We start from the raw sequence: 23,552 nt of genomic DNA on the forward strand, positions 1-23,552 counted from the left end.
ATTTTCAAGGATCATGTCGCTTTCCCTAGCGACGAATATTATTGTACCAGCTATAAAAACATTTTTTAATCATAACAAGTATCATTAAACCAAATTACATTTAAGTTTCTCTATTATTCTTCGATATACTTTAAATTTTTCTTATGGATACACCAGACTTCGTTTATCTTAAATATGATCGAAACTAAATATATAGAGAAGTTGCAATAACACTTATTACAACTTCTCTATATATTTATCATGAACTTTTCCAAATACTGATACAGATACTATAGATCCTATTAGTGCAAAAAACATATCCCATTGAGTATCCCAAACATCTCCCTGAGTTCCTAAAAATGCATCTGCAGCAGTACCTGTCGCTTTAGCAACTCCCCATTCTAGTAGTTCATAAGAAGCGCTTATTGATAAACAAATACAAATAATTAAAAAGTTCAACATTTTACCCCTTTTTAAACATGACTTTTTAATTAATACTTCCCTGGCAATAAAAGCAGGTATAAATCCCTGAGCAAAATGTCCTAACCGATCATAGTAATTTCTACTCAAATTAAAGGTATCTCTTATCCAGTTGAATAAGGGCATCTCTGCATATGTGTAGTGTCCTCCTACCATTAATATAATTGTATGGATGAGAATTAATACATATACAAGGGTTGTAAATCTAAACTTGCTATAAGTTATTGTGATTACTATAACTCCTATAACTGCTGGTAAAACTTCTAAAAACCAAGTAAATAAATCCTTAGGATTAACTGCTGACCAAATAAGAACTATAAGAAATATTATTAGCAAAACTATATGCAATCTATCTCCTACAGCAGTATTTTTATTGATCATTTCACCCACCTACTTAGCTGTATATTGCTAATTATCATAGCAATCCTCAGAATCTTCATCCAAATCCTCATCAAACTCTTCTTCAAAGGACACAAATTCAACTCCATCTTCATAATTATCATTATCATAAGAATCTTTGCATGCTTCACATAATCCTCTGGTTAATTCATCAGAATCAAATATATTTCCACATCCTCTGCATCTTGTAATTCCTCTTTCAAATTCATATTCAGCACATTCTTCACACAATCCTGCACTGCTTTTAGAATATGCTTTAAAATATTCTCCACAGCGTATACACTTTTTCATTTTACTCCTCCTATTCTTATATTATTATGCGCTTAGTGATCTCTTTCCCATCTGCGTACTTTGTAATAAGTTCTTCGCAATACTCCATATATTCTTCCAAACCTTCTTTTCCATTAAAAGAAACTACATTTAATAGAAGCCTTTCAGTATCCTCTGTTACCATTGCCCTTACTGAATCAGAAGTGGTACTTCCAAAGTTACCCTTACTGTCTCGAAATACTGGTAAATTGGATAAGTTGACTTGCCCTCTTCCAATTCCTTCATAATAATCTCCTTCTTCTCCAATTGTAAGAACTATATCTGAATCTATTTTATCTAAATCATAGGCACATACAGGATTAAAAGAACATATAGATATTAAATTATTTATATCTACTATATTATTTACTTTGTAAAGTTCATTCCCTTTAACAATTCTTCTTACTAATGATTCAGATGAAACTCTATATCTACTAGGATCTTTCCCCAATTTTTTATATGCTTCTCTAGCCGCCTTTATATTATTAATTTTTAAAACATCTTCCAAAGAATTCTTACTAGATATTTCATTGCTTGCTGAAGATATTTCCTCCCAAAGTAGTTTACTAGATTCTCCTACCTTAACCTTAGCTTCTATAGATCCTAGTGCTATTTTACCATTAAGTATACTCTTTATCTTTTCGCATATGTTTATATTTGTCATAATTCTCTCCTCTTTCAAGTATATTCTTTTATGATACTAAAATTAATTAAAACTTCTCTGGCTTACAAATTATTTCATGTATCTTTGTTGAAAATATGTTATTTGCATGAGCAGGGGTAATAACTACTGCAGTATCCGCTCCTACTCCAGTCCCACCAATAGCTATTACTTTTTCTCCATATGGGATAACTCCTGAGTCAAGAGCCATAACTGCAACTTCTACACAAACCTTTGTTCCTTGTCCAAGCATTCTCAATGCATGAGCTATAATCTCTACTGGATTTGCTCCACCAAATTTTGTACTTATTCCTCTTTCTGCACCACTTAAGACATGAGTTGTAGTTAAAACTTTTATACCCATGCTTTTCAACTCTTCCCTTACATCATCTGGCATCTCATTTTGCCCTGGTTTCTGGAATCCATAAGCATGAGTAACACAAATTATATTTAAATCTTCGTTATCCTTAATGAGTTTTACTGTATCTCCACTGCATGATGCCACAACTATATTTTTTATATTCTTTTCTTTTGCTGCTTTTATTGCTAACTCTATTGTTTTTTTTGTATTTGCTTTACCTTTTTCATTAAAATACATTGATCGTCACCCCTTAATCCTTTTATTATATCTATTTCTAATTCTACATAATACTTTATTATTTTAAAAGAAAAATTTGAAAAATAATTTATATATTCCAACTCTGGAAATAATACCACCTGACACTATACGCTAAAGAGAAAAGATATATTTAACTCAAAAATAAAAAACCCTTCATCCTAAAATTAGGACGAAAGATTTTACTGACCTGGTGCCACCTAGTTTAATAAAATGTTATACACTGATTATATGTATTATGCAATTCTAATATTGTATTTAGTTTTTATATACTTACTAGTATCTCATTTATGTCTTCACTTACCTTTATACGCTCATCATATACCCACTGCTCATCAAACTCTAATCCAAAGGTTTTTGAAAATGAATAATAAAGGTTTATTTTTTGATAATAATTTTCTAATTCATATAAATCTTTTAATAAGCATTGAGGCTTTGATATTATTTCTCTTTTAGCTATGAAAACTTCATCTACATAGCTTAAAAATGAATCCATCATAACAGGATTAGATACATCGAAAGGAATTCTTAACAACTTCCACTGTATTCCTTCATCTAGTTTATATGCTTTTACATTATCTAGCACTATTAAATATTCTGTTATATCCATTTTTCTATAAAAATGTACTTTTTCATTTCTCGTGCTCCATAGTGCTAACTTTTCTCTAAGATTAAGGTTTTTTATTTTTAATATAGCTTCACTCGGTCCTACCACACCTTCCTCAATAACTTTATCTTCTGCATCTATCATTTCTTTTATAAATTCTTGGGTATCACCATAAGAAGCTACATATCCAACTTCATATATACCTTTTCTTCCTGCCCTGCCTGCAATTTGCTTAACTTCTTGAGAGTTTAAATATCTTATATCGTTACCATCAAACTTTTTAACATCCATAAATATTATTCTTCTTATAGGCAGATTAACTCCCATTCCTATGGCATCTGTAGTTATTAAAATTTTTGTTTCTTTATTTATAAATTGATCATACTGTTTTCTTCTCACTTCTGGAGGTAAATCTCCATAGATAAGGCTGGCTTTTATACCTAAATCAGCATAGTGATATGCTAACTGTAGTACTTTCTTTTTAGAAAATACTACTAGTGCATCTCCATCTTCAATTTCTTTATACTTAAATGCTTCATATTGTATTTCAAGTGGAATACTTCTTTTATATTCTCTAAATTCGTATTCATCCTGACAATCTTCTATTATTTTAATGAGAAGTTCTTTAGCATTTAAGGCACCACAAATATGTATTTCTTCACTCTTTAATCCTAAAAGTGCCCTTGTCCATGCTGTCCCTCTCTGGTCATCATTAATCATTTGAATCTCATCTATAACAGCAATATCATAATTTCTTTCAATATCAAGTTTCTCTATAGTACAAGATATATGTTTTGCTTCTTCAACTATTATCTCTTCTTCCCCTGTTAAAAGACTGCATTTTACTCCTTCTGCATTTAATCTTTCGTAGTTTTCTAGTGCTAATATTCTAAGAGGAGATAAGTATATCCCATTTCCAGCCTCTTTAAGCCTTTGCATAGCATTATAGGTTTTCCCTGTATTTGTTTCTCCTAAATGAAGATAAATTTTTCTCTTAATTTTTCTTGCACCCTCATATTCATCTTTAGGATTTGAGGGAAACACAATATCAAATTCTTTAGATATAATTCTAGGAATATGCTGAGTTATAAGTACACTTATAATCCCAGACCTTAAATAATTCTCATGATTATTTCTTATTATTTCATTAAGTCTGAAACTAGTATGGTTTTTTCTATTATAATCTTCCACAAGTCTTTCTGATATATAGTCAAAAATCTCTATGTATTTATCATAAACTACTTTATAATCCCTTAACCCCTGATTTTCAAACTCTTCTAATAGCTTTATTTTTTTTCTTATTGAAGCTTCATGTTCCCAAAGTGCATTGGTTTTAGTATGCCTAACTATTTCATCTATCTGATTTATTTGGTTCTTTATTTTTCTAAAATTTCTTTCTACAGCTCCTCTTTTCACTGTACTTCACTCCTTTATTACTTTCCAATTAACACTTAGTTTATTAAATTTCAAACCATTTTATTTAAATTATAACAAAATAATAAAAATTCCTATATCTATAATTCTGATATAGGAATCTATTATATGAATGCTACTAGCAAATTGCCAAAATTATTTATTATTTACTTCATTAATTTTTTCTTTAAGTACATTGATAAAGCTTACATTATTTTTTATAGTAGTGGCTTTTCGAGTTTCATTATTATCTTTTTTCATATAATCACAATAATTATGTGAATTACTTATTGCCTCAATTCTAGATATTCTCCTATAATAATCTATCCCCATTGAATTACCTCCCTGTAAAACCTTAATTATCACTTTTCTATATATTTACAATTCATATATAAATTCTAAATCATTATCCTATATTTTGTAAACATTTTTTAAATATTGATATTTTTCCAATATTTGATAAAATAGTTGTATAAAGCTCAAATATTTCATATGTGATATAATTTTAATGATAATAATAGCTAAAGGAGAGATATTATGGATAATTTTGAGAACCTTCTAAGTAAGTATGCTGAACTGTCTGTAAGAGTTGGTGTAAACCTTCAAAAAGGTCAGACTCTTGTTATAAACTCACCTATAGAATGTGCAGAATTTACAAGAGTTGTAGCTAAAGAAGCATATAAGTCAGGTGCTAAGGAAGTCCATGTAGAGTGGAGTGATGAAGAGATTACTCTTATTAAATTTATGAATGCGCCAGAGGAGGCATTTAAAGAGTTCCCTAAATGGAAAGCTGAAGGTTATGAGGAATTAGCTAAAAATGGAGCAGCATTTCTATCTATTTCAGCATCAAATCCAGAGCTTTTGAAAGATGTAGATCCTAAAAGAATTGCAGAGTCAAATAAAACTAGATCTATTGCATTAAAAAAATATAGAGAATATATAATGAATAGCACAGTAGCATGGTCTATTGTTTCAATACCTACAAAAGCATGGTCGAAAAAGGTTTTCCCTAACCTATCTGAGGAGAGCGCAATTGAAAAACTTTGGGAAAACATATTTAAAATAGTAAGAGTTGATAAGGATAACCCTATAGATGCTTGGAATGATCATTTAGATAATCTTCAAAAGAAAGTTGAATTTTTAAATGAAAAGAAATTTAAAAAGCTTCACTATATTTCAAAGGACACAGATTTAACTATTGAATTGCCTGAAAAACATATATGGGCTGGTGGAGGAGAGTATAATTCAAAACAAACATATTTTGTTGCAAATATGCCTACTGAAGAAGTATTTACTCTTCCTTTAAAAACAGGAGTAAATGGTAAGGTAAAAAGTACAAAGCCACTTAATTATAGTGGAAATTTAGTTGATAATTTTACTTTGATTTTTAAAGATGGGAAAATTGTAGATTTTTCAGCTGAGAAAGGTTATGAAACATTAAAGAAGTTAATAGAAACGGATGAAGGTTCCCATTACCTTGGGGAAGTTGCCTTAGTGCCTTATGATTCACCTATATCAAATTCAAATATAATATTTTACAATACATTATTTGATGAAAATGCCTCATGTCATTTAGCTCTAGGTGAAGCCTATCCTATATGCCTTGAAGGTGGCAGTAATATGAATGAAGAAGAGCTTGAAAAATCTGGAGCAAATATTTCTTTAACACATGTAGATTTTATGGTAGGTTCGTCAGATCTTGATATAACTGGAGAAACTAGAGATGGTGAAGTAGTTCATATATTCAAGAATGGTAACTGGGCCTTTTAACAACGTAAAATAAAAATATTGCGAAGCAAATTTTTATAGAGGACAGAGGACAATTGACAGAGGGCAGTGAAGGTGAGTTTTCTTCCTTACGTCAGAAAACTATTATATTTTTAAGCTCGTTTCGCTAATGCGAAAAATTGCATTATATATAATAAAGATTTTTCGCAGCGTAGCGGAGAAAAATCCTCCTTCACTGTCCTCTGTCCACTGTCAATTGTCCTCTAAAAAAATTACGTTGTAATTTTCTTATAATTAAGCTTTCTTTTTACTTTCTATATCTTCTCTATTATTTAATGTACTATGTTTAATACCATACATAAAATAAATAGCAGTTCCTATTGCCGTCCATATTGCAAATCTAATCCAAGTAACTGATGGTAAACTCATCATTAGATATAAGCAAAAAATTATTGTTAAAATTGGCGTAAAAGGAACACCAGGACATTTAAATTTTCTTTCAATATTTGGCATGGATTTTCTTAATATAATAACTCCTAAGGATACAAATATAAAAGCAGAAAGAGTTCCTATATTACATAAATCCATAATCATACCTAAAGGTAAGAATCCAGCCATAATAGATGTTACAATACCTGTAATTATAGTGCATCGTCCAGGGGTACTATATTTTTTTGTTATAGTAGCAAAAGATTTAGGTAATAGTCCATCCCTCGACATAACCATAAATATTCTAATCTGTCCATATAAAGTTACAAGTAATGTAGAAATCATTCCTAAAACCGCTCCAGCACCAACTAATGCAGATCCCCAAGTAATTCCTATTCTTGACAGAGCTCCTGGAAGGGCGTTATTTACATCAATTAATTTAAAAGGCACCATTCCTGTAAGTATTAAAGAAACAGCTATGTAAAGAATAATAACTAAAATCATACATATTCCCAATCCAAGAGGCACATCTCTTTTGGGATTTTCGGTTTCTTCTGCAGCTGTTGAAACTGCATCAAATCCAATAAATGCAAAGAATATTATTGCAGCTCCAGACATTACTCCTTTGAATCCAAAAGGAGCAAATGGATGGTAGTTTACAGGATTCACATGGGTTACCCCAAGAAAAATAAATACAAGTATAACGAATATCTTTACACCAACTATAATGTTGTTTATTTTTGCACTTTCCGATACACCGATATAGAGCAGCCAGGTTACAACTGCTGTAATTATAACAGCTGGTAAATCTACAATTCCTCCTGAAAGTGGGGAACTTGTAATCGCTGTTGGTAAATTTATACCATAATCTTTTAACATTCCAACAAATGTTCCAGACCATCCTGCAGCAACAGCAGCTCCGGAAACAAGATATTCAAGTATTAAATTCCACCCTATAAGCCATGCCCAAATTTCACCGAAAGCCACATATGAATAAGAATAAGTACTTCCTGCAACGGGAAACATCGTGGCAAGTTCTGAGTATGTTAATGCACAAAGTGCACTTGTAATAGCGGCTATTATAAAGGATAATGTAACAGCAGGGCCTGCTAATTGTGACCCCTGACCAGTAGCAACAAATATACCAGTTCCCACTACTGATCCAATTCCAAGGGCAGCTAAATCAAAGGCACTTAATTTTTTCTTAAGTCCGCTTTTCTTAGCTGCATCTCTAAAATCTTCTACAGATTTTTTTCTAAATATATTCATATTTTATCCTCCAATATTAATTCACAAAAATCTTTATTTATGCAGGTCCAAAGAAACTTCTATAAGTATAAAAAAAACTAAATAATTATACAACAACTCTACAAGGTAGTTTTTTGTGTTTTTTCTACAAATTTTTTTATATTTCTTCATATTTCTCTTAATATTATTTAATTGATATTTTTATCAAAAAAAAGAAAGGTATTCTCCTTTCTTTAAAATATTTAAATATCTATCTTTTTAATTAGCTTTTCTAGATACACAGATTTCATCTGTTTGCTTGCCATTGCCTGTTTCATAGGCGGTAACTTTAATATAGCTGACAAAATCGCTGCCATTGCTCTATGGCTTCCTAGCGCAGAATTATCGAATATTAAATTTTGCAGTTGATTTTTTTCCACTGCCATTAATACTGCTCTATGAACAGAATTCGCAGGAGTTATTATATGTTCTTTTCGCCTTTCTAAACTAATGCTCTTTTTTGAGCAAGACCGTACACATACCCCACATCCAAGGCATATATCTTCGTCAATTTTAGCATAGCGCTTCTTGCTATCGTCACCTTTAGAAATCATTTTTATTGCCCCTATTGGGCATGCTTTTACACATTTTCCGCATCCTATACAATTATCTTCATCAACCTTAGGTATAAAATTTGTAGTATGTACAGGGTGGAGCATTCCAAACTTTTTAGCTGCAATCATAGCTTCGCAGCAACAACCACAACAGTTACAAATAAATGTGACCTTTTCTCTTACATTTTCTCCACATTGAACCAAGTTATGTTCATATGCTTGATGAAGAAGTTCCAATCCTTCTGATACTTCTACTTCACGAGCAAATTTGTGCTTTACTAGAGAGGCTGCAACATTATCAAAAGTCATACATATATCTAATGGAGCATCGCAACCACGGTTAATATGATGCATTTTATGTCTGCAGTAGCACATACTTATTCCTATATGAGAAGCATTTTTTATAACATTACTAGCTCTCTCATAATCTAATATATGGACAGAATTCTTGTTTGAAAGCACTTCCTCCTGTACAAAGACTCTTCCAAGTCGTGTTTCAGAACTAAAAAATAATTCTTTAATAAAATCCTCTTCTACATTCATGTATTGGTAATAAAGTTCACTTAATAACTTTTGATCTATATCATTTCTGGTCCTCATAAGTGCGAATTCAAAAAAACCTGCCATAGGTGGCGGAAGCATATATTGTTGTGTTCCATTATTATCAATATCTAATAATATAGCTCTACTCGCTAATCTATCTAATATCTTTCTAGCCTCTACCTCTTCCATATTCCATATCTTACTTGCAGTTTTGGCAGTAAAGGGTTTTATTGGAAGAGTAGCTACTAACTCAGCCTCCTTCTCGCTAAATAAAATACTTAAAATTTTATATAGAGTTTTAGAAGGAGGGGCTCCCTGTGGAAACCGGTTAATTCTATCTACAAGATGTTTATAGCTTTCTTTAGCAGATAAATGAGACATACTTTCACCTTCTTTTTTAACCTATTTCACAAATACAATTATACCAAATTTTTCATATTATTAGTATTGCCATAAATTTTTATAGTATAATCCTTCATTTATATCGCCATGTTTAAATTTTAATACTTTTAATATTTCTACACTGTTCTTAAGATTATATTTATCATAAATCTTCATATAAAATTAAACCTCTTAGATGCTTTTTCATCTAAGAGGTTTAATTTTATCTTACAGTTTTTATTATTCCATTTGCAATTGATTGTGCAAGTTTGTTTTGGAAACTATCACTTGCTAAAAGCGCTTCCTCAGTTGGATTACTTATGAATCCAAGTTCCACTAATACAGAAGGTGCTGCAGTGTTCTTTAAAACATAGAAGTTTGCAGTTTTTATTCCTCTATCTACAAATCCTGTAGAATTAATAAGCTCTGTCTGTATTGCCTGTGCTAATTTTTGACCTGCTGAACTTCCATCATAATAATATGTTTCTGTTCCACGTGCCCCTGATGCGTCTGCACTATTAGTATGTATTGCTACAAAGTAATTAGCTCCAGCATTATCAGATATATCACACCTTGTCTGAAGGTCTTGAACAACATCTGCTGGCCAAGGTACATTATCACTTGTTCTTGTGTATACTACACCTATTCCATTCTGCTGAAGTATTTTCCCTACCTTTAATGACACAGATAAAGTTACGTTTTTCTCATAAGTTCCATTTGGGCCTACAGCTCCAGAATCATATCCTCCATGACCTGGGTCTATAGTTATTATGGTAGGGCCAGTTATAAGATTTTGTATAACATAATCCGCTACTACCCCTGTTCCTCCAAGTACATTGATTGTATATATGGATTTTATATTGCTCTTAACTATAGGCTGTTGACTTCCATTTGAATTATGTACTAATACTACCGGTGATGAAGTTTTGGCTGCTGCCGCTGAACCAGACAATGCATCTGCAAAACCTTCACCATTCGCTACATATACAGTATTAAAACTTATATTTGAAGCAAATTCATTTATAATAGCTGAATTTGTTTCATACCTATCCTGTCCACTTAATCTCTTATAATTTCCAAGACTGCTTGCTGCCGAATCACTTACAACTCCTGTACCACCTACAATATAGCCACTGCTAGCATTATTACTGCTTATAAATTTAGCTGTAACTTCTGGAAGCCCATCTTTTGGCGTAAGCAATATAGGCATTTGCTTTACAGCTGCTATAGAAGCAACGGATACTGCATCTGGAAAATTCTCTCCTGATGCCACTATTATGCCATTACCTGTACCTATATTTTTAGCAACTTCTACACTTGTCTCATATCTGTCTTGGCCCTGTAAACGACTTGATTTTATACCCATAGAACTTAGCTGACTTTCTATGCTAGTAGGCATTACACCAGTTCCCCCTACTATCATGACGTTTTTTACACCAAGTCTTACAATCTCACTTTTAACAGAATCTTTCAGGGAATTTCCTGAATTCAATAAGATAGGTGCATTATACTTTTTAGCCAGAGGTGCTGCACTTAAGGCATCTGGGAAATCTTCTCCGGATACCAATATTACGTAGTCTGATTTCTGCCAGTTGTTTTGAGAAACCTTAATAGACGTTTCGTATCTGTCGCTGCCTCCAAATCTTTGAATTGTAGGAGCTGCAGATACTTTAATAGTTGGTAAAAAAGTAATAAACAGGACTGCTAAAAATGTTAGTAAAAAATTCTTTCTGCTGAACATAGCTTCATCTCCTTGCACATGTGTTATTTAGCCTGTCCTTTTTATTCTAACATAACTTTAGTAGTATATATCAATGTTATTAATTCCACATTTGTAATTATATTCATATAAAACCGTGAGTTTACGGAAATTTTACATCTTTTAAGAATCTGTGATTCAAATCAAACTTTAATAATTTAGTACATTTTGGGTAAATCTATTAATATGTAATTGCTATATTGGGAGTTATTCCTGCTAAGTGAGCTTCATACTCACATTCATCATATAAATTTTCTGCATCACCATATCCATTAAGTATATTTTCAAAATACAGCATAATTACCTTTTTTATATATTCTGCATAGTGAAACTCTCTAGTTTCCTCTCCCTTTTGCAAACATTCGAAATATAAATTTTTAAATCTTTTTGCCATTTTGCCCATATCCTCAGGTTTATCATTATTAAAAGCTTTTTCAACTTCTTCTTTAGCTTTACTTAATCTATTTATCATTATTTAAACTCCTCCTAACTACCACAAAGCAAACTTATTATTTTTGTTTTTGCACCATGTTTAACCACCTATATTATGCCACATATTTCACAAAAATTGTAGTATGTTTGAGTGAAAAAAGGAGCGAAAATCGCTCCCTGTTTTCATTTCATAGATTATTAAAAAGCTTTTATTAATATTTACTCTTCAATATTCTCCTTATCACCTTCAATACTATGAAGAATTGCTACTTGGCTATCCAGCTGTTCTTTTTCGACTACAATTTCAGTCCATTCTCCCGCTAGGTTGCTGTTAAAACTGCGAAGATGATCATAAAGATTCTCTGAGTCCACATGGCTATTTTTATCAACAATAATGGATAATCTTTTAATCCTTTTTATGTTATGAGCCTTGCAAAGAGCTTCTAAAGAATCTGATATTTTATTTAGCAATATAGTATCATGCATATAAATTCCCCCTTATTTTTTTATAGTTCCTATCTTAGGAAGGCTATTTAAAACCCCTACATTCCCCATGTGACATCCAGAAAATTCACCAGTTAAATTTTTTCCTGAATATAATCCATAATGAGTTCCGCCTCCCCATGCAGGATTCACACTTACGTCATATACTATCCCATTTACTGCAACATAAGCCGGCCTCCCTCCTTCTCCATTATAATTAGATAACTCTTCTAATGTGAGCTCCTTCTGCCTTTTTAGACTTATGTTTTTAAAAGTATCTTCAGTACGTTTTTTAATTATTAACTTTTTTAATTTTTCTATTTCTAATTCCTTTAGCTTTATAAAATGATGTCTTATATATGGACATAAACTAAAAGTTAACATGTAATTATAATAAAATATATTGTCTTTAGAATCTTGAATTTGCTCTTTTAGCTTATAATTTTTATACATATATTTATTTCTCCGACTTTATTTATTCAATAAAATATATGATTTTTAATTCTAACTATTCCTTAAATGTGCTTATTTTAGTTTCAATTAACGCTTTTGCTTCAAGTAAATACAGCCCTTTCATTAAATTATATACACTAAAAAAACAAAATAGCACTAAGAATAGTTCCTAGTGCTAAGATTTAATTAAAATTGCCATACCTATACATAAAACCACAGATATATTTATTAGAATAAAATTCTTCACAGACAATACAAATGTTTCGCTCTTAACAGGTTTTTCAGTGAAAGCTTTTATATTTTTACTTACTGGAATTATTGTAATTAATACTAATATAGCTATGCTCGGAATTAACTTTATTGCAACTAGCATTATTATATCTATGTATCCAATAAAGTATAAAATTTTAAAAAGCTGTAATGCCCTGTTTTTACTTATATAGTATGGCAATGTATATCGCTTATTTATTATATCTTTTTCCATATCACAAATGTTATTAGCTAGCATTATGTTTGATATGCCAACCACAGCAGGTATAGAGCTTAAAAATATGTAAAATACTTCTATTATATTCACATTTAAAGTTAAAATATTGTTTTTATATACCAACCCTATAATATTTTCGTCGTATATATGAATATAAATTGATAAAAATAAAATCACAAACCCCATAAAAAAACCTGAAAATACTTCACCTAATGGCATACGTGAAATTGGGATTGGACCAAAAGTATAAAATATACCTATAAAGAATGAAATAACTCCTATAAAAAGAACAATTATATTTGTATTTAAAGTCAATATAATTCCAAAAGTAACTGCAATAGCTAACAAACTAAATATTACAACTAAGGCTGTAGATTCCTTAATACCACCCTCTATAACTATGTTTTCAACTTTACAACTATCTAAATGAAATTTACTTGCTTTTTTATAGTCACAATAGTTATTTATAGCTGTTGTAGCCATATCAAAAGCAATTAGCGCTATAAACATTACTATAAAATTGTAAGGTCTAAAGCTTTTATAGTGATATAAGGAATAGGTTGCTCCTAGCGCAAAAGGAATTACACTAGCTATTTTGGTTCTAATTTCAACAAATTTAAAAAAACTACTTAACGACATCTTCTAGTCCTCCGGTTTTATTAAATGAAACTCCTTCTCCTTCCGTCGAATGAGTAAGCGATTCACTACAAATCATCACTCTGTGTAAGCGATCATCTCAAAATCAGAGATTTGGGATGCCTGCTTAAGATTTGAGTTCTCTGCTTAATAAAAGACCTTAGGTTTATCTAATACCTAAGGTCTTTTTAAGACTGCTTATCTATTATTTCATTACTTTCCTATAGTAACTTTTACTACTGCAGTATCACCTTTTTTCGCATTTTCAACTAGCTGAGTAGAAAGCTTTTTAAAATTGTTTGTAGAAGTAGTTGCTCCAGTTACAGTATCTACTTTTGCTGGATCCTGTTTTGCTACTAATGAGTCAGTTAACTCCTTAGTGTATTTAGCTGGGTTTGTTTTATTCTTTTCTTCCATTGCTTTGTTATAACCTTCATCTTGAGTTTTAAATTTTCCATCTTTATTAACATAGTCAAATTTAGCTGAAGCGATTTTTCCATCCTTTACATCCATCTCTGCAAATGGCTTCCATCCTCTTTCATCGAAGTCTGAAGCTTCAGCCTTGTATTTTCCATCTTTGAAAGTAGCTTGAGTAGTTGAATTTGAATTAGCAGGTGCTGCTTCCTTCTTTTCACCGCACCCAGCTAGTAAACCTGTACTTATAATTGCTGATGCTAATAAACCTAATAAAAATTTTTTCTTCATGTTACATTCCCCCATACAATATAATAAATATTAAAATATAATTAAAATTTATCGGACAATCTAATTATACTACATTTGAACAATATTGTATATGTTTTACAAGGTTATAATATCCTAATTTTCGTAGTTAAATTAATTTTGGTCATAAATATCAAAAAAAATTATCCATTTAATTGATCAAATTTGCTATTAAATTATATATTTAGTTAATTTATGACAAATGATTCCTTTTATATCATCAATAACCCATATGGACATATTATAAATTTAGATATAAAATCTTATTATAGATTAATTTACATTTCAACCAAATTATGTAGTCTTACAAGGGGGGTATTATGTTTAATGATGCAAAAATACTTATTTTAGGTGCTGGATATGGTGGTATAAGAGTAGCCAAAAAGTTAGCTAAAAAATACAAAAAAAATCCTAATGTAAAAATCACATTAATTGATAAAAACCCATTCCACACTTTGATGACAGAACTTCACGAGGTTGCCGGTGGAAGAGTTCAACCGGAATCTGTACAAATTGAGTTAAGTAAAATATTCCACAAAACAAAGGTAAAGGTAGTCACCGATTATATTACTAAAGTAGATACTGATAAAAAAATTGTAACTACTACTTTTGGAGAATACAATTATGATTACCTGGTAATAGGCACAGGTTCTGAGCCAGCCTTCTTTAACGTTCCAGGTGTAAAAGAAAATGGTTTTACACTTTGGTCCTTTGAAGATGCAATTCGTATAAGAGAGCATGTACATTCAATGTTCTCAAATGCAGCGAAAGAAAGGGATGAAAACAAAAGAAAAGAATTCCTTACTTTTACAATAGCAGGTTCTGGTTTTACTGGGATTGAAATGGCTGGAGAACTTCTTGAATGGAAAAGTAAGTTATCAAAAGATTATAATGTAGATGAAAAAGAAGTTAGAATCTTAGTTGTGGAAGCCATGTCTACAATTTTAAATATGCTAGATCGTAAACAAGCGAATAAAGCTGAGAGATATATGTTTAATCATAAAATAGACCTAATAAAAGATTCACCTATTGTTGAAGTGGCGCCAAATTCTATAAAGCTTAAAAATGGAGATGAAATTTCAACTAAAACTCTTATTTGGACCTGTGGTATACAAGCCAATCAACAGTCCTCTGAATATGGTCTAGAAAAGGGAAAATCGGGAAGACTAGTTACAAATGAATATATGCAAGTAATAGGAAAAGAAGATGTATTTGTAGTTGGAGATATTTCTTACTATGAGGAGGAACCGAGTAAAGGAAATCCTCAAATAGTTGAAGCAGCGATGCAAACTGGTGACACAATAGCGAATAATATATCCGCATTACTAGAATCTAAAAAATTAACTAAATTTAAACCAAAATATCATGGTTTTATGGTTTCTATTGGCGGAAGATACTGTGTAGCAAACCTTTCGGGATTTAAATTATCTGGCTTCTTTGCTATGGTTATGAAGCACTTAGTTAATCTCCATTACCTATGGGGAGTAAATGGAATAAATGCTTGTTACCATTACTTGGTACATGAATTTTTCTCAATTGAAGATAAACGAAGTATAATGAGAGGTCATTTATCATCGAAAGGAAACCGATTATGGCTTATACCTCTTAGATTGTTTATAGGATCTATTTGGGTATTAGAAGGCTTAAAGAAATTTGTTGGCGAAGGTACCTGGGCTGAGAAAGGACTTCTATCTGTAGTATCTGGACCTGGTCCAGATAGCTGGCTCAGATATGGAAATATAAAACTCCCTTTTGAATGGTTAGCTTCTGCTGCTAATTCAGGAGCTTCAGAGTATGTTAAAAGTGCTGATGCAGCTGCACAAACTGCTTCCGCTCAACCAATACCTATATTAAGTCACATGCCAAGCTTTTATAAATCCTTGATGAATATAATGATACCTAATCCTGATATTGCAATTTGGTTTCAAAGAATGGTTGTATTTACGGAAATATGCATTGGATTAGCTTTACTTGCAGGATTATTTACATTCTTAGCAAGTGCCGCCTCTGCCTTTTTAGTTGTTAACTTTGTGCTTTCTGCTATGGCAGGATGGGATATACTATGGTACTTCTTCGGTGCTATTGCATTAATGTCTGGAGCTGGAAGAACCTTTGGTTTAGATTATTGGGTGATGCCTTGGATAAGTGAGCAATTAAGTAAATGGCGATTTGGAAAAAGGATACCTGTTTATAATCAGGAACTACAGGTTAAGGAATTTATATCTCATGAAGGAAGTATAAACTCGTAGTTAAAAATAATCACTAGATTTGAGGAATAAACTTATGGATAAAATGTGGAATAAATACGACGATGTAAGTAATGAACTAAAAGCTGTAGTTTCTCTAATGGAGAGTAACATTAAATGTAAAGATAAAAAAATAGAGAATTCTATAAAGGAATTAATTCACTCTGGTGGAAAGTTACTAAGACCTGCTTTTGTTATAATATCTTCCCACTTTGGCAGCTATAATCCTAAGAAAGTAATACCTTTAGCAGCTACCGTTGAAATGCTTCATATGGCGACTTTAGTTCATGATGATATTATTGATGATGCTAAACTTAGAAGGGGTCAGGAAACTATTCAATCAAAATATGGAAAGGACTACGCAGTGTATATAGGGGATTTCCTTTTCTGTGTCTGCTTTAAAATCTTGGCTTCTTCTTCAACTCTAGAAAACATTAAAATAGACAGTAATTCTATGTCGAGAATTTGTTTAGGTGAAATAGATCAGTTTAACTCAAGATTTGATAATACTCTTTCAGTCAAGAATTACTTAAATAGGATTTCCGGTAAAACTGCTGAATTATTTTCATTATCATTATATGTCGGTGCCGCAGAAAGTGGTTGTACTGATGCTCTTTGCAAAAGATTTTGGCATATAGGCCATAATATAGGCATGGCATTTCAAATAATCGATGACATATTAGACTATACAGGCTCTAATGATTCAATAAAAAAATCTGCCGCAGTTGATATAAAGCAAGGAATATTTACTTTACCCTTTATCTATGCCGCTCGAAAAAATAAAAGTTTCTTTATTCCCTATCTAGAAAAACAAATTTTTTCAGATGAGGATGTGATGGACCTTATGCTTTTAGTAAACAAATATAACGGCGTAGATAGTGCAAAACAACTTGCACATAAATATACTGAAAAAGCTTTTAAGCTAATCAATAAACTTCCAGAAAATCCATATAAAATAGTTTTAAGTGAAGTTACTCAATGTCTCCTTAAAAGAACTTATTAAAATAGCATAATTAAATGAAGCGGCAATATATTAATATATTGGCCGCTCTTTCTTATATTTAAAGTAAATAATATCAAGCATACTTTTATATACTTAAATCCCTATTAACAACTTTGAAAAATTAGCATTTAATTGATGTTCATATGCATATATTTTATTGAAACAAATGATTGGGAGGTTGCTATGAACAAGAAGATTATTGCTATAGGGAATATAGTGATGTGTGATGATGGAATAGGTGTAAAAATTGCTGAGCTTTTACACTATGATTTTAAACTATTGGGATTTGAAACAATAATTGGTGAAACAAATATAGAATATTGTATGGACAAAATAAAAAACGACGATTTTTTAGTAGTTCTAGATTCAAGCTATTACGACATTGAGCCTGGAACTGTTACTGTAACTCCACTAGAACAAATCGATCCTGATACTTTACATTTCTCTCAAAACACATTGACTTTATTAGAGCTGATAAAGTTGTATAATAAAAAAATTTCGGGCTTTCTTATATCTGTCGAGGCTTCCGAAATATATTTTAATCCTGACCTTAGTGAGGATTTGAAGGTAAGATTTCATGATATATGTAAGCAATGCTTAAATTATGTTACTATAATCAATAAACTAAGGACTGTATCCTAAAGCTATAGAATTTTTTAGAGGACAATTGTCAATTGTCCTCTAATAAAAATATTGCTTCGCAATATTTTTATTTCACGAAATGTAATTTTTAATGAATTCCTTCTGTTGTTTTTCTCTCTGGTTTTTTGTTGCATATTTTTTGCCTTCTCTTCTCAAGTTCTTTCACTATATCATCAATAGTTATATCCTGATATGCCATTAATACTAGCAGATGATAAATTAAGTCACAGGTTTCATATACGACTTCGTCTTTGTTATTATTTTTGCTTCCTATTATAACCTCAGCACTTTCTTCTCCAATTTTCTTTAGTATTTTATCTATGCCCTCACTAAAAAGATAACTTGTGTAAGAACCTTCTATAGGATCTTTTTTTCTTTCTTGTATTACATCATAAAGTTGTTCTACAATATTTTTTAATTCCATTAATAAAACCCCCTATTTATATAATATTTCTATAAAAACAGCTTCTGCTTCCAGTATGGCAAGCTGCTCCTATTTGATCAACCTTTATAAGCAAAGTATCTCCATCACAATCTACACTAATATTTTTTACATATTGTAAATGTCCGGAGGTGGCTCCTTTATTCCAAAATTCCTGTCTCGATCTACTCCAGAACCAAGTTGTTCCTGTCTCTATAGTTTTCTTTAAAGCTTCTTCGTTCATATATGCAAGCATTAACACTTCTCCACTTTTAAAATCTTGGATAACTGCTGGAATTAAACCTTTAGAAAAATCTACTTCTTTTAATATTTCTATATTTACATTATTTAATTCTACATTTTCCATATTTATTACCTTTCTGCATTCACAACCTGTATAATGCCCTACCTGCTACAATGAGAGTTAGTCATTACTATTAGCTGAATTTATTAATAAAATTCTTTATAATCTTACTTCAACTGATTTTTCTTTAAGATAATTTTTAACTTGTGATATACTCAATTCTCTATAATGAAAAAGTGAAGCTGCTAGCGCTGCATCTGCTCCAGTTTCTTCAAACACATCATAGAAGTGCTCTAATTTTCCACAACCACCTGAGGCAATGACTGGAATATTGCAAGCCTCTACCACTGCCTTTGTAAATTCTATGTCGTATCCATTCTTTGTTCCGTCTGCATCCATACTTGTTAAAAGTATTTCTCCAGCACCTAAAGCTTCAACTTTTTTAACCCATTCTAAAGTATCAAGACCTGTATCTATTCTTCCACCATTTATAACCACATTCCAGCCTGAACCATCTTCTCTTTTTCTTCCGTCTATGGCAACCACTACGCATTGACTTCCAAATCTTTCAGCTGCTCTTTTAACAAGCTCTGGGTCTCTAATAGCAGCTGAATTTACCGATATTTTATCTGCACCAGCTCTTAATATTTCCTTGAAATCCTCTAAAGTTCTTATGCCTCCCCCAACAGTAAGAGGAATAAAAACTTTCTCTGCAGTTCGCTTAACTACATCAATCATAGTACTTCTGCCTTCATGAGTAGCAGTTATATCTAGAAAAACTATTTCATCTGCTCCTTCATGATTATAAAAATCTGCTATTTCAACAGGATCACCAACATCCTTTAAATTAACAAAATTTACTCCTTTAACAACCCTTCCCATATTAACATCAAGGCAAGGTATTATTCTTTTTGTAAGCAAACTTCACACCTCTTTCTACACTTTATACTTAAGTAGCCTTCCCAACAACAGAATCCTATGGTTAGATCCTTCGTTGAAACTATCTTTAACTACAAGAATTGAGTCACCTAGTCCTTAAGTTCATCTACAATTTCTTTGACTTTTTCTATAAAGAAATCCATCTCTTCATCTGATCCTATACTAATTCTTAAATAATTATTTATTCTATCTTTATTAAAAAATCTTACTAATACACCTTTTTCTCTTAGTTTAGTAAAAAGTTCTTTTGCAGAACATGTAGAATGAGATACAAAAATAAAATTAGCTTTTGAAGGCACAACATTAAAACCAAGTACCATTAATTTTTCAATAACTTTTTCTCTTGTATTTATTATTTTTGATACGCATTCTTTAAAATATTCTTCATCTTTTATTGCTTCTACTGCAGCTATGGCAGCAACCCTGTCTATTGTATAAGAATTAAAGGAATTCTTTATTCTATTTAGCCCATCTATAAGCTCCTCTTGACCAAGGGCAAATCCTAAGCGAATTCCTGCTAAAGAACGAGATTTAGATAAAGTTTGTATTACTAAAAGATTTGAGTAGTCCTTTATAAGACTCAATACTGAAGTTCCTCCAAAATCTATGTAGGCTTCATCAATTATAACTACTTTATTAGAGTTATAATCTAAAATCTTTTTTATTGATGCTATATCCAAGCATTTCGCTGTTGGTGCATTAGGATTAGGAATTACAATCCCACCATTTTCAGTCATAAAATCACCAACAGGTATAGAGTAGTCCTCTTCTAATTTTGCAAGCCTATAATTTATATTGTATAAATCTGCGTAAACCGGGTAAAAACTATAGCTTATATCTGGGAAAATTATAGTTTCATTGGTATTAAAAAATGCTAGGAATGACAATGCCAAAACCTCATCTGAACCATTACCTATAAAAACTTGATTTCTATCTAAGTTATAGTACTTTGCAATAGTTTCACTTAATTCATCACAATTAGGATCTGGATATAGCCTCAAATCTGCATTTGCTGCATTTCTTATTGCTTCTAAAACCTTTGGTGATGGTGGATATGGATTCTCATTGGTATTTAATTTTACATACTTTTTATCCTTTGGCTGTTCACCGCAAACATAAGGTTCTATGCTTTTGGTGATTTCACTCCAATACTTACTCATTATTAACACACACCTTTAAACATAAATTTTTTCGGTTAAGAGTTGAGAATTAAAAGTTAAGAGTTAATGAAGTTTTTTCTTACGTCGCAACTTCCTACTTCTGCAAAAATTGAATTAATAATTATTTACAAATCTCTATGGCTTTTTGCAAATCTATATTTCCACAGTATATTGCTTTACCAGTAATAGCTCCATAAATACCCATTTTGTTTATAGTTTTTAAATCTTCAATATCTTTAATTCCACCTGAAGCTATTATATTACAACTTACACTATTCTGAATTTTATCAAGCTGCTCTAAATTAGGTCCCTGAAGAGTACCATCCTTGCTTATATCCGTAAAGATAATAGTCTCAACCCCTATTTTCTCCATTTCCTTAGCAAAGTCTATATAATCTACATTACTTACATTAAGCCATCCGTTTACTGCAACCTTTTTATTCTTTGCATCTATTCCTACTGCTATTTTTTCTCCATATTTTTTTACTGCTTCCATTACAAACTGTGGATTTTTTAAAGCAGCTGTTCCAAGTATTACTCTTGATACTCCTGCTTCAATAAGCATATCTACAGTTTCCATATCTCTAATACCGCCACCAAGCTCTATTGGAATCCCTACTGTTTTAACTACTTCAGATATAACCTTTAGATTTTTAATCTCTCCGTTAAGTGCACCATCTAAATCAACCATGTGGATATATTTTGCTCCACTTTCTTTAAAGCTTATAGCAATCTTTAAGGGATCCTCTCCCACTACTTCTGATTCTTCAAACTTTCCTTGATACAATCTAACACATTTGCCATCTCTTAAATCTATAGCCGGAAATATTATCATTTTATCAACTCCCAAAATTTTTTAACATTTGCATTCCAGGTTCTCCACTTTTTTCGGGATGAAATTGAAGTCCAAATACATTACCCTTGCTAACTACTGCTGGAGTATCAATGCCATAAAAGCTGTGTGCATTAAGTACTCCTTCTTCCTCAATTTGTGCATAAAAAGAATGTACAAAATATACGTAGCTGCCTTCTTCAACATCTTTTAATATTTCACAAGGTTTATCTATAATAAGGTCATTCCAACCCATATGAGGTATTTTTAAATCAACCTCAAACTTTTTAATCTTTCCTTTTAAAAATCCAAGACCTTCTGTTATCCTAACCTCGTCACTTTCTTCAAATAAAAGCTGCATTCCGAGGCATATCCCCATAAGAGGAGTTCCGTTTTTAACAGCTTCCTTTAATACTTTATCAAGACCTAACTTTTTTATATTTTCCATAGCATCTGGAAAAGCTCCTACGCCAGGTAGTAGTATTCCACTGCTGTTTATTATTTCTTCCCCATTATCTGTTATTTTAGCTTTAGCTCCTATGAACTCAAAAGCTTTTTCAACACTTCTCAAATTTCCCATTCCATAATCTACTATAGCTATCTTTTTTTCTTTCAATTTTATCCCTCACTTTTTTATAGAGGATAGAGGACAATTGACAGAGGACAGTGATTGTTGCTTTTCCTCCATTACACTACGGAAAACCTTTAATTATTTTCCCGCAATAAGCGACTTTGTCGCAAGCCGTCAGGCTGTGTCAATTTGTCAATCCTCTATGACTTTTAAACTTTTCTTTGTGGTTTTAATAGTCGATGTTTTACCTTAGCAAAACGAGTCTTAAAAAATAAATTAGTTTTCTGACATAAGGAAGAAAACTCACCTTCATTGTCCTCTGTCCTCTGTCAATTGTCCTCTAAAAAAATGCTTCACATTATTTTTATATTACAACTTGTAGTTCTATAATTACAAGTTTCCCTTTGTAGACATAACTCCTTTAATTTTTTCATCCTTAGTAGTTGCTTCTCTTAAAGCTCTTCCAAGTGCCTTAAAAAGACCTTCTATCATATGATGAGCATTTTTCCCATAAAGCACTTTTGCATGAAGAGTTATTCCTGCATTAAAAGCTAAGGCTCTAAAAAACTCTTCTACCATCTCCGTATCCATCTCACCAACCTTTGAGGAATTAAAATCACCTTCAAAAACCAAATAAGATCTTCCACTTATATCCATAGATATCATACATAAGGCTTCGTCCATAGGAACAAAAGCAGTGCCATATCTCTTTATACCCGCCTTATCCCCAAGAGCTTTTTCTATACATTTGCCAAGTGTAATCCCTACATCCTCTATTGTGTGATGGCAATCTATATAAAGATCACCCTTTGCCTTTACATCTAAATCCAAGATGCCATGTTTGGCAAAAAGTGAAAGCATATGATCGAAAAAACCTACTCCCGTTTCTATGCTGTAATTTCCTTCTCCATCTAAATTAACTTCAATGCTAATATCCGTTTCCTTAGTTGTTCTTGTAATTGACCCTTTTCTTACACTTTCCATATATACCTCTCCACTTCTATCAAATTATGCCATCCTATAGGGAATCTAACTAGACAGTTAACTTATATAAAGGGATATGTTTCCAAAGCTG

At 31.5% G+C, this 23,552-nt stretch carries 25 protein-coding genes; 4 read left to right on the forward strand and 21 right to left on the reverse strand.

Features of this window, described 5'->3' with window-relative positions:
• Positions 1-216 precede the first annotated feature (216 nt).
• The 6 genes from I6U51_RS18450 to I6U51_RS18475 form a co-directional block, all read right to left on the reverse strand.
• Positions 217-840, reverse strand: a complete 624-nt coding sequence (locus I6U51_RS18450) for a DUF2238 domain-containing protein (RefSeq protein WP_211144041.1) — start codon at positions 838-840, stop codon at positions 217-219.
• 27 nt (positions 841-867) lie between these two features.
• The gene (locus I6U51_RS18455) at positions 868-1,149 is read right to left on the reverse strand and encodes a hypothetical protein (protein ID WP_211144042.1); all 282 of its coding nucleotides are present in this window, start codon (positions 1,147-1,149) and stop codon (positions 868-870) included.
• Positions 1,150-1,165: 16 nt separating this feature from the next.
• Entirely contained in the window at positions 1,166-1,831 is a 666-nt protein-coding gene (locus I6U51_RS18460) for a B3/B4 domain-containing protein (protein ID WP_211144043.1), read from the reverse strand.
• A 46-nt stretch (positions 1,832-1,877) separates the two neighbouring features.
• The gene (locus tag I6U51_RS18465) at positions 1,878-2,426 is read right to left on the reverse strand and encodes a pyruvate kinase alpha/beta domain-containing protein (protein ID WP_211144044.1); all 549 of its coding nucleotides are present in this window, start codon (positions 2,424-2,426) and stop codon (positions 1,878-1,880) included.
• A 283-nt stretch (positions 2,427-2,709) separates the two neighbouring features.
• On the reverse strand, positions 2,710-4,467 hold the full coding sequence (locus I6U51_RS18470; RefSeq protein WP_211144045.1) for a helicase-related protein: 1,758 nt from the start codon (positions 4,465-4,467) through the stop codon (positions 2,710-2,712).
• 153 nt (positions 4,468-4,620) lie between these two features.
• Positions 4,621-4,797 carry a hypothetical protein gene (locus I6U51_RS18475; protein WP_211144046.1) on the reverse strand — a complete coding sequence of 59 codons (177 nt, stop codon included), beginning with the start codon at positions 4,795-4,797 and terminating at the stop codon, positions 4,621-4,623.
• Positions 4,798-5,001: 204 nt separating this feature from the next.
• On the opposite strand from I6U51_RS18475, the gene I6U51_RS18480 reads away from it, so the two are divergent.
• A complete protein-coding gene (locus I6U51_RS18480; RefSeq protein WP_211144047.1) occupies positions 5,002-6,234 on the forward strand; it encodes an aminopeptidase in 1,233 nt (410 codons plus the stop codon).
• Between the two features lie 252 nt (positions 6,235-6,486).
• Here I6U51_RS18480 and I6U51_RS18485 read toward each other — a convergent pair whose 3' ends face one another.
• The 8 genes from I6U51_RS18485 to I6U51_RS18520 form a co-directional block, all read right to left on the reverse strand.
• On the reverse strand, positions 6,487-7,890 hold the full coding sequence (locus I6U51_RS18485) for an APC family permease (protein WP_211144048.1): 1,404 nt from the start codon (positions 7,888-7,890) through the stop codon (positions 6,487-6,489).
• Positions 7,891-8,111: 221 nt separating this feature from the next.
• Positions 8,112-9,386: a 4Fe-4S dicluster domain-containing protein gene (locus I6U51_RS18490; protein WP_211144049.1), complete on the reverse strand. Its 1,275-nt coding sequence runs from the start codon at positions 9,384-9,386 to the stop codon at positions 8,112-8,114.
• Positions 9,387-9,609: 223 nt separating this feature from the next.
• On the reverse strand, positions 9,610-11,127 hold the full coding sequence (locus I6U51_RS18495) for an N-acetylmuramoyl-L-alanine amidase (protein WP_211144050.1): 1,518 nt from the start codon (positions 11,125-11,127) through the stop codon (positions 9,610-9,612).
• 199 nt (positions 11,128-11,326) lie between these two features.
• Positions 11,327-11,617: a hypothetical protein gene (locus I6U51_RS18500; RefSeq protein WP_211144051.1), complete on the reverse strand. Its 291-nt coding sequence runs from the start codon at positions 11,615-11,617 to the stop codon at positions 11,327-11,329.
• A gap of 179 nt (positions 11,618-11,796) precedes the next feature.
• Entirely contained in the window at positions 11,797-12,063 is a 267-nt protein-coding gene (locus I6U51_RS18505; RefSeq protein ID WP_211144052.1) for a hypothetical protein, read from the reverse strand.
• A gap of 12 nt (positions 12,064-12,075) precedes the next feature.
• A complete protein-coding gene (locus tag I6U51_RS18510) occupies positions 12,076-12,513 on the reverse strand; it encodes a cytochrome b5 domain-containing protein (RefSeq protein ID WP_211144053.1) in 438 nt (145 codons plus the stop codon).
• 175 nt (positions 12,514-12,688) lie between these two features.
• Positions 12,689-13,639 (reverse strand): 1,4-dihydroxy-2-naphthoate polyprenyltransferase, encoded by a 951-nt coding sequence (menA, locus tag I6U51_RS18515; RefSeq protein WP_211144054.1) that lies wholly within the window; start codon positions 13,637-13,639, stop codon positions 12,689-12,691.
• Between the two features lie 210 nt (positions 13,640-13,849).
• The gene (locus tag I6U51_RS18520; RefSeq protein ID WP_211144055.1) at positions 13,850-14,341 is read right to left on the reverse strand and encodes an FMN-binding protein; all 492 of its coding nucleotides are present in this window, start codon (positions 14,339-14,341) and stop codon (positions 13,850-13,852) included.
• Between the two features lie 338 nt (positions 14,342-14,679).
• On the opposite strand from I6U51_RS18520, the gene I6U51_RS18525 reads away from it, so the two are divergent.
• The 3 genes from I6U51_RS18525 to I6U51_RS18535 all read left to right on the forward strand — a co-directional run bounded on the left by I6U51_RS18525 (position 14,680) and on the right by I6U51_RS18535 (position 18,250).
• The gene (locus tag I6U51_RS18525) at positions 14,680-16,608 is read left to right on the forward strand and encodes an FAD-dependent oxidoreductase (protein ID WP_211144056.1); all 1,929 of its coding nucleotides are present in this window, start codon (positions 14,680-14,682) and stop codon (positions 16,606-16,608) included.
• Between the two features lie 34 nt (positions 16,609-16,642).
• Positions 16,643-17,608: a polyprenyl synthetase family protein gene (locus I6U51_RS18530; RefSeq protein ID WP_211144057.1), complete on the forward strand. Its 966-nt coding sequence runs from the start codon at positions 16,643-16,645 to the stop codon at positions 17,606-17,608.
• Between the two features lie 183 nt (positions 17,609-17,791).
• Positions 17,792-18,250, forward strand: a complete 459-nt coding sequence (locus I6U51_RS18535) for a hydrogenase maturation protease (RefSeq protein WP_211144058.1) — start codon at positions 17,792-17,794, stop codon at positions 18,248-18,250.
• An 88-nt stretch (positions 18,251-18,338) separates the two neighbouring features.
• On the opposite strand, the gene hisE is transcribed toward I6U51_RS18535, so the two are convergent.
• From hisE to hisB, 7 genes are all read right to left on the reverse strand, one after another.
• Positions 18,339-18,674, reverse strand: coding sequence for a phosphoribosyl-ATP diphosphatase (hisE, locus tag I6U51_RS18540; RefSeq protein ID WP_211144059.1), 336 nt, complete (start codon positions 18,672-18,674; stop codon positions 18,339-18,341).
• Positions 18,675-18,690: 16 nt separating this feature from the next.
• The gene (hisI, locus tag I6U51_RS18545) at positions 18,691-19,038 is read right to left on the reverse strand and encodes a phosphoribosyl-AMP cyclohydrolase (RefSeq protein WP_211144060.1); all 348 of its coding nucleotides are present in this window, start codon (positions 19,036-19,038) and stop codon (positions 18,691-18,693) included.
• A gap of 96 nt (positions 19,039-19,134) precedes the next feature.
• Entirely contained in the window at positions 19,135-19,896 is a 762-nt protein-coding gene (hisF, locus tag I6U51_RS18550; protein WP_211144061.1) for an imidazole glycerol phosphate synthase subunit HisF, read from the reverse strand.
• A gap of 107 nt (positions 19,897-20,003) precedes the next feature.
• Positions 20,004-21,074, reverse strand: a complete 1,071-nt coding sequence (gene hisC, locus I6U51_RS18555) for a histidinol-phosphate transaminase (protein WP_211144062.1) — start codon at positions 21,072-21,074, stop codon at positions 20,004-20,006.
• Between the two features lie 121 nt (positions 21,075-21,195).
• Positions 21,196-21,909: a 1-(5-phosphoribosyl)-5-[(5-phosphoribosylamino)methylideneamino]imidazole-4-carboxamide isomerase gene (hisA, locus tag I6U51_RS18560; protein ID WP_211144063.1), complete on the reverse strand. Its 714-nt coding sequence runs from the start codon at positions 21,907-21,909 to the stop codon at positions 21,196-21,198.
• Between the two features lie 4 nt (positions 21,910-21,913).
• Positions 21,914-22,486, reverse strand: a complete 573-nt coding sequence (gene hisH, locus I6U51_RS18565; RefSeq protein ID WP_246517481.1) for an imidazole glycerol phosphate synthase subunit HisH — start codon at positions 22,484-22,486, stop codon at positions 21,914-21,916.
• Positions 22,487-22,867: 381 nt separating this feature from the next.
• The gene (gene hisB / locus I6U51_RS18570) at positions 22,868-23,461 is read right to left on the reverse strand and encodes an imidazoleglycerol-phosphate dehydratase HisB (protein ID WP_211144065.1); all 594 of its coding nucleotides are present in this window, start codon (positions 23,459-23,461) and stop codon (positions 22,868-22,870) included.
• Positions 23,462-23,552: the final 91 nt, after the last annotated feature.

This window comes from Clostridium aciditolerans (assembly GCF_016316925.1).
Lineage (GTDB): Bacteria > Bacillota > Clostridia > Clostridiales > Clostridiaceae > Clostridium_AM > Clostridium_AM aciditolerans.

Coding starts and splice junctions, on each gene's coding strand:
- I6U51_RS18450 (WP_211144041.1), bottom strand. CDS start 840: ATGATCAATAAAAATACTGCTGTAGGAGATAGATTGCATATAGTTTTG.
- I6U51_RS18455 (WP_211144042.1), bottom strand. CDS start 1,149: ATGAAAAAGTGTATACGCTGTGGAGAATATTTTAAAGCATATTCTAAA.
- I6U51_RS18460 (WP_211144043.1), bottom strand. CDS start 1,831: ATGACAAATATAAACATATGCGAAAAGATAAAGAGTATACTTAATGGT.
- I6U51_RS18465 (WP_211144044.1), bottom strand. CDS start 2,426: ATGTATTTTAATGAAAAAGGTAAAGCAAATACAAAAAAAACAATAGAG.
- I6U51_RS18475 (WP_211144046.1), bottom strand. CDS start 4,797: ATGGGGATAGATTATTATAGGAGAATATCTAGAATTGAGGCAATAAGT.
- I6U51_RS18480 (WP_211144047.1), top strand. CDS start 5,002: ATGGATAATTTTGAGAACCTTCTAAGTAAGTATGCTGAACTGTCTGTA.
- I6U51_RS18485 (WP_211144048.1), bottom strand. CDS start 7,890: ATGAATATATTTAGAAAAAAATCTGTAGAAGATTTTAGAGATGCAGCT.
- I6U51_RS18490 (WP_211144049.1), bottom strand. CDS start 9,386: ATGTCTCATTTATCTGCTAAAGAAAGCTATAAACATCTTGTAGATAGA.
- I6U51_RS18495 (WP_211144050.1), bottom strand. CDS start 11,127: ATGTTCAGCAGAAAGAATTTTTTACTAACATTTTTAGCAGTCCTGTTT.
- I6U51_RS18500 (WP_211144051.1), bottom strand. CDS start 11,617: ATGATAAATAGATTAAGTAAAGCTAAAGAAGAAGTTGAAAAAGCTTTT.
- I6U51_RS18505 (WP_211144052.1), bottom strand. CDS start 12,063: ATGCATGATACTATATTGCTAAATAAAATATCAGATTCTTTAGAAGCT.
- I6U51_RS18510 (WP_211144053.1), bottom strand. CDS start 12,513: ATGTATAAAAATTATAAGCTAAAAGAGCAAATTCAAGATTCTAAAGAC.
- menA (WP_211144054.1), bottom strand. CDS start 13,639: ATGTCGTTAAGTAGTTTTTTTAAATTTGTTGAAATTAGAACCAAAATA.
- I6U51_RS18520 (WP_211144055.1), bottom strand. CDS start 14,341: ATGAAGAAAAAATTTTTATTAGGTTTATTAGCATCAGCAATTATAAGT.
- I6U51_RS18525 (WP_211144056.1), top strand. CDS start 14,680: ATGTTTAATGATGCAAAAATACTTATTTTAGGTGCTGGATATGGTGGT.
- I6U51_RS18530 (WP_211144057.1), top strand. CDS start 16,643: ATGGATAAAATGTGGAATAAATACGACGATGTAAGTAATGAACTAAAA.
- I6U51_RS18535 (WP_211144058.1), top strand. CDS start 17,792: ATGAACAAGAAGATTATTGCTATAGGGAATATAGTGATGTGTGATGAT.
- hisE (WP_211144059.1), bottom strand. CDS start 18,674: ATGGAATTAAAAAATATTGTAGAACAACTTTATGATGTAATACAAGAA.
- hisI (WP_211144060.1), bottom strand. CDS start 19,038: ATGGAAAATGTAGAATTAAATAATGTAAATATAGAAATATTAAAAGAA.
- hisC (WP_211144062.1), bottom strand. CDS start 21,074: ATGAGTAAGTATTGGAGTGAAATCACCAAAAGCATAGAACCTTATGTT.
- hisA (WP_211144063.1), bottom strand. CDS start 21,909: ATGATAATATTTCCGGCTATAGATTTAAGAGATGGCAAATGTGTTAGA.
- hisH (WP_246517481.1), bottom strand. CDS start 22,486: ATGGGAAATTTGAGAAGTGTTGAAAAAGCTTTTGAGTTCATAGGAGCT.
- hisB (WP_211144065.1), bottom strand. CDS start 23,461: ATGGAAAGTGTAAGAAAAGGGTCAATTACAAGAACAACTAAGGAAACG.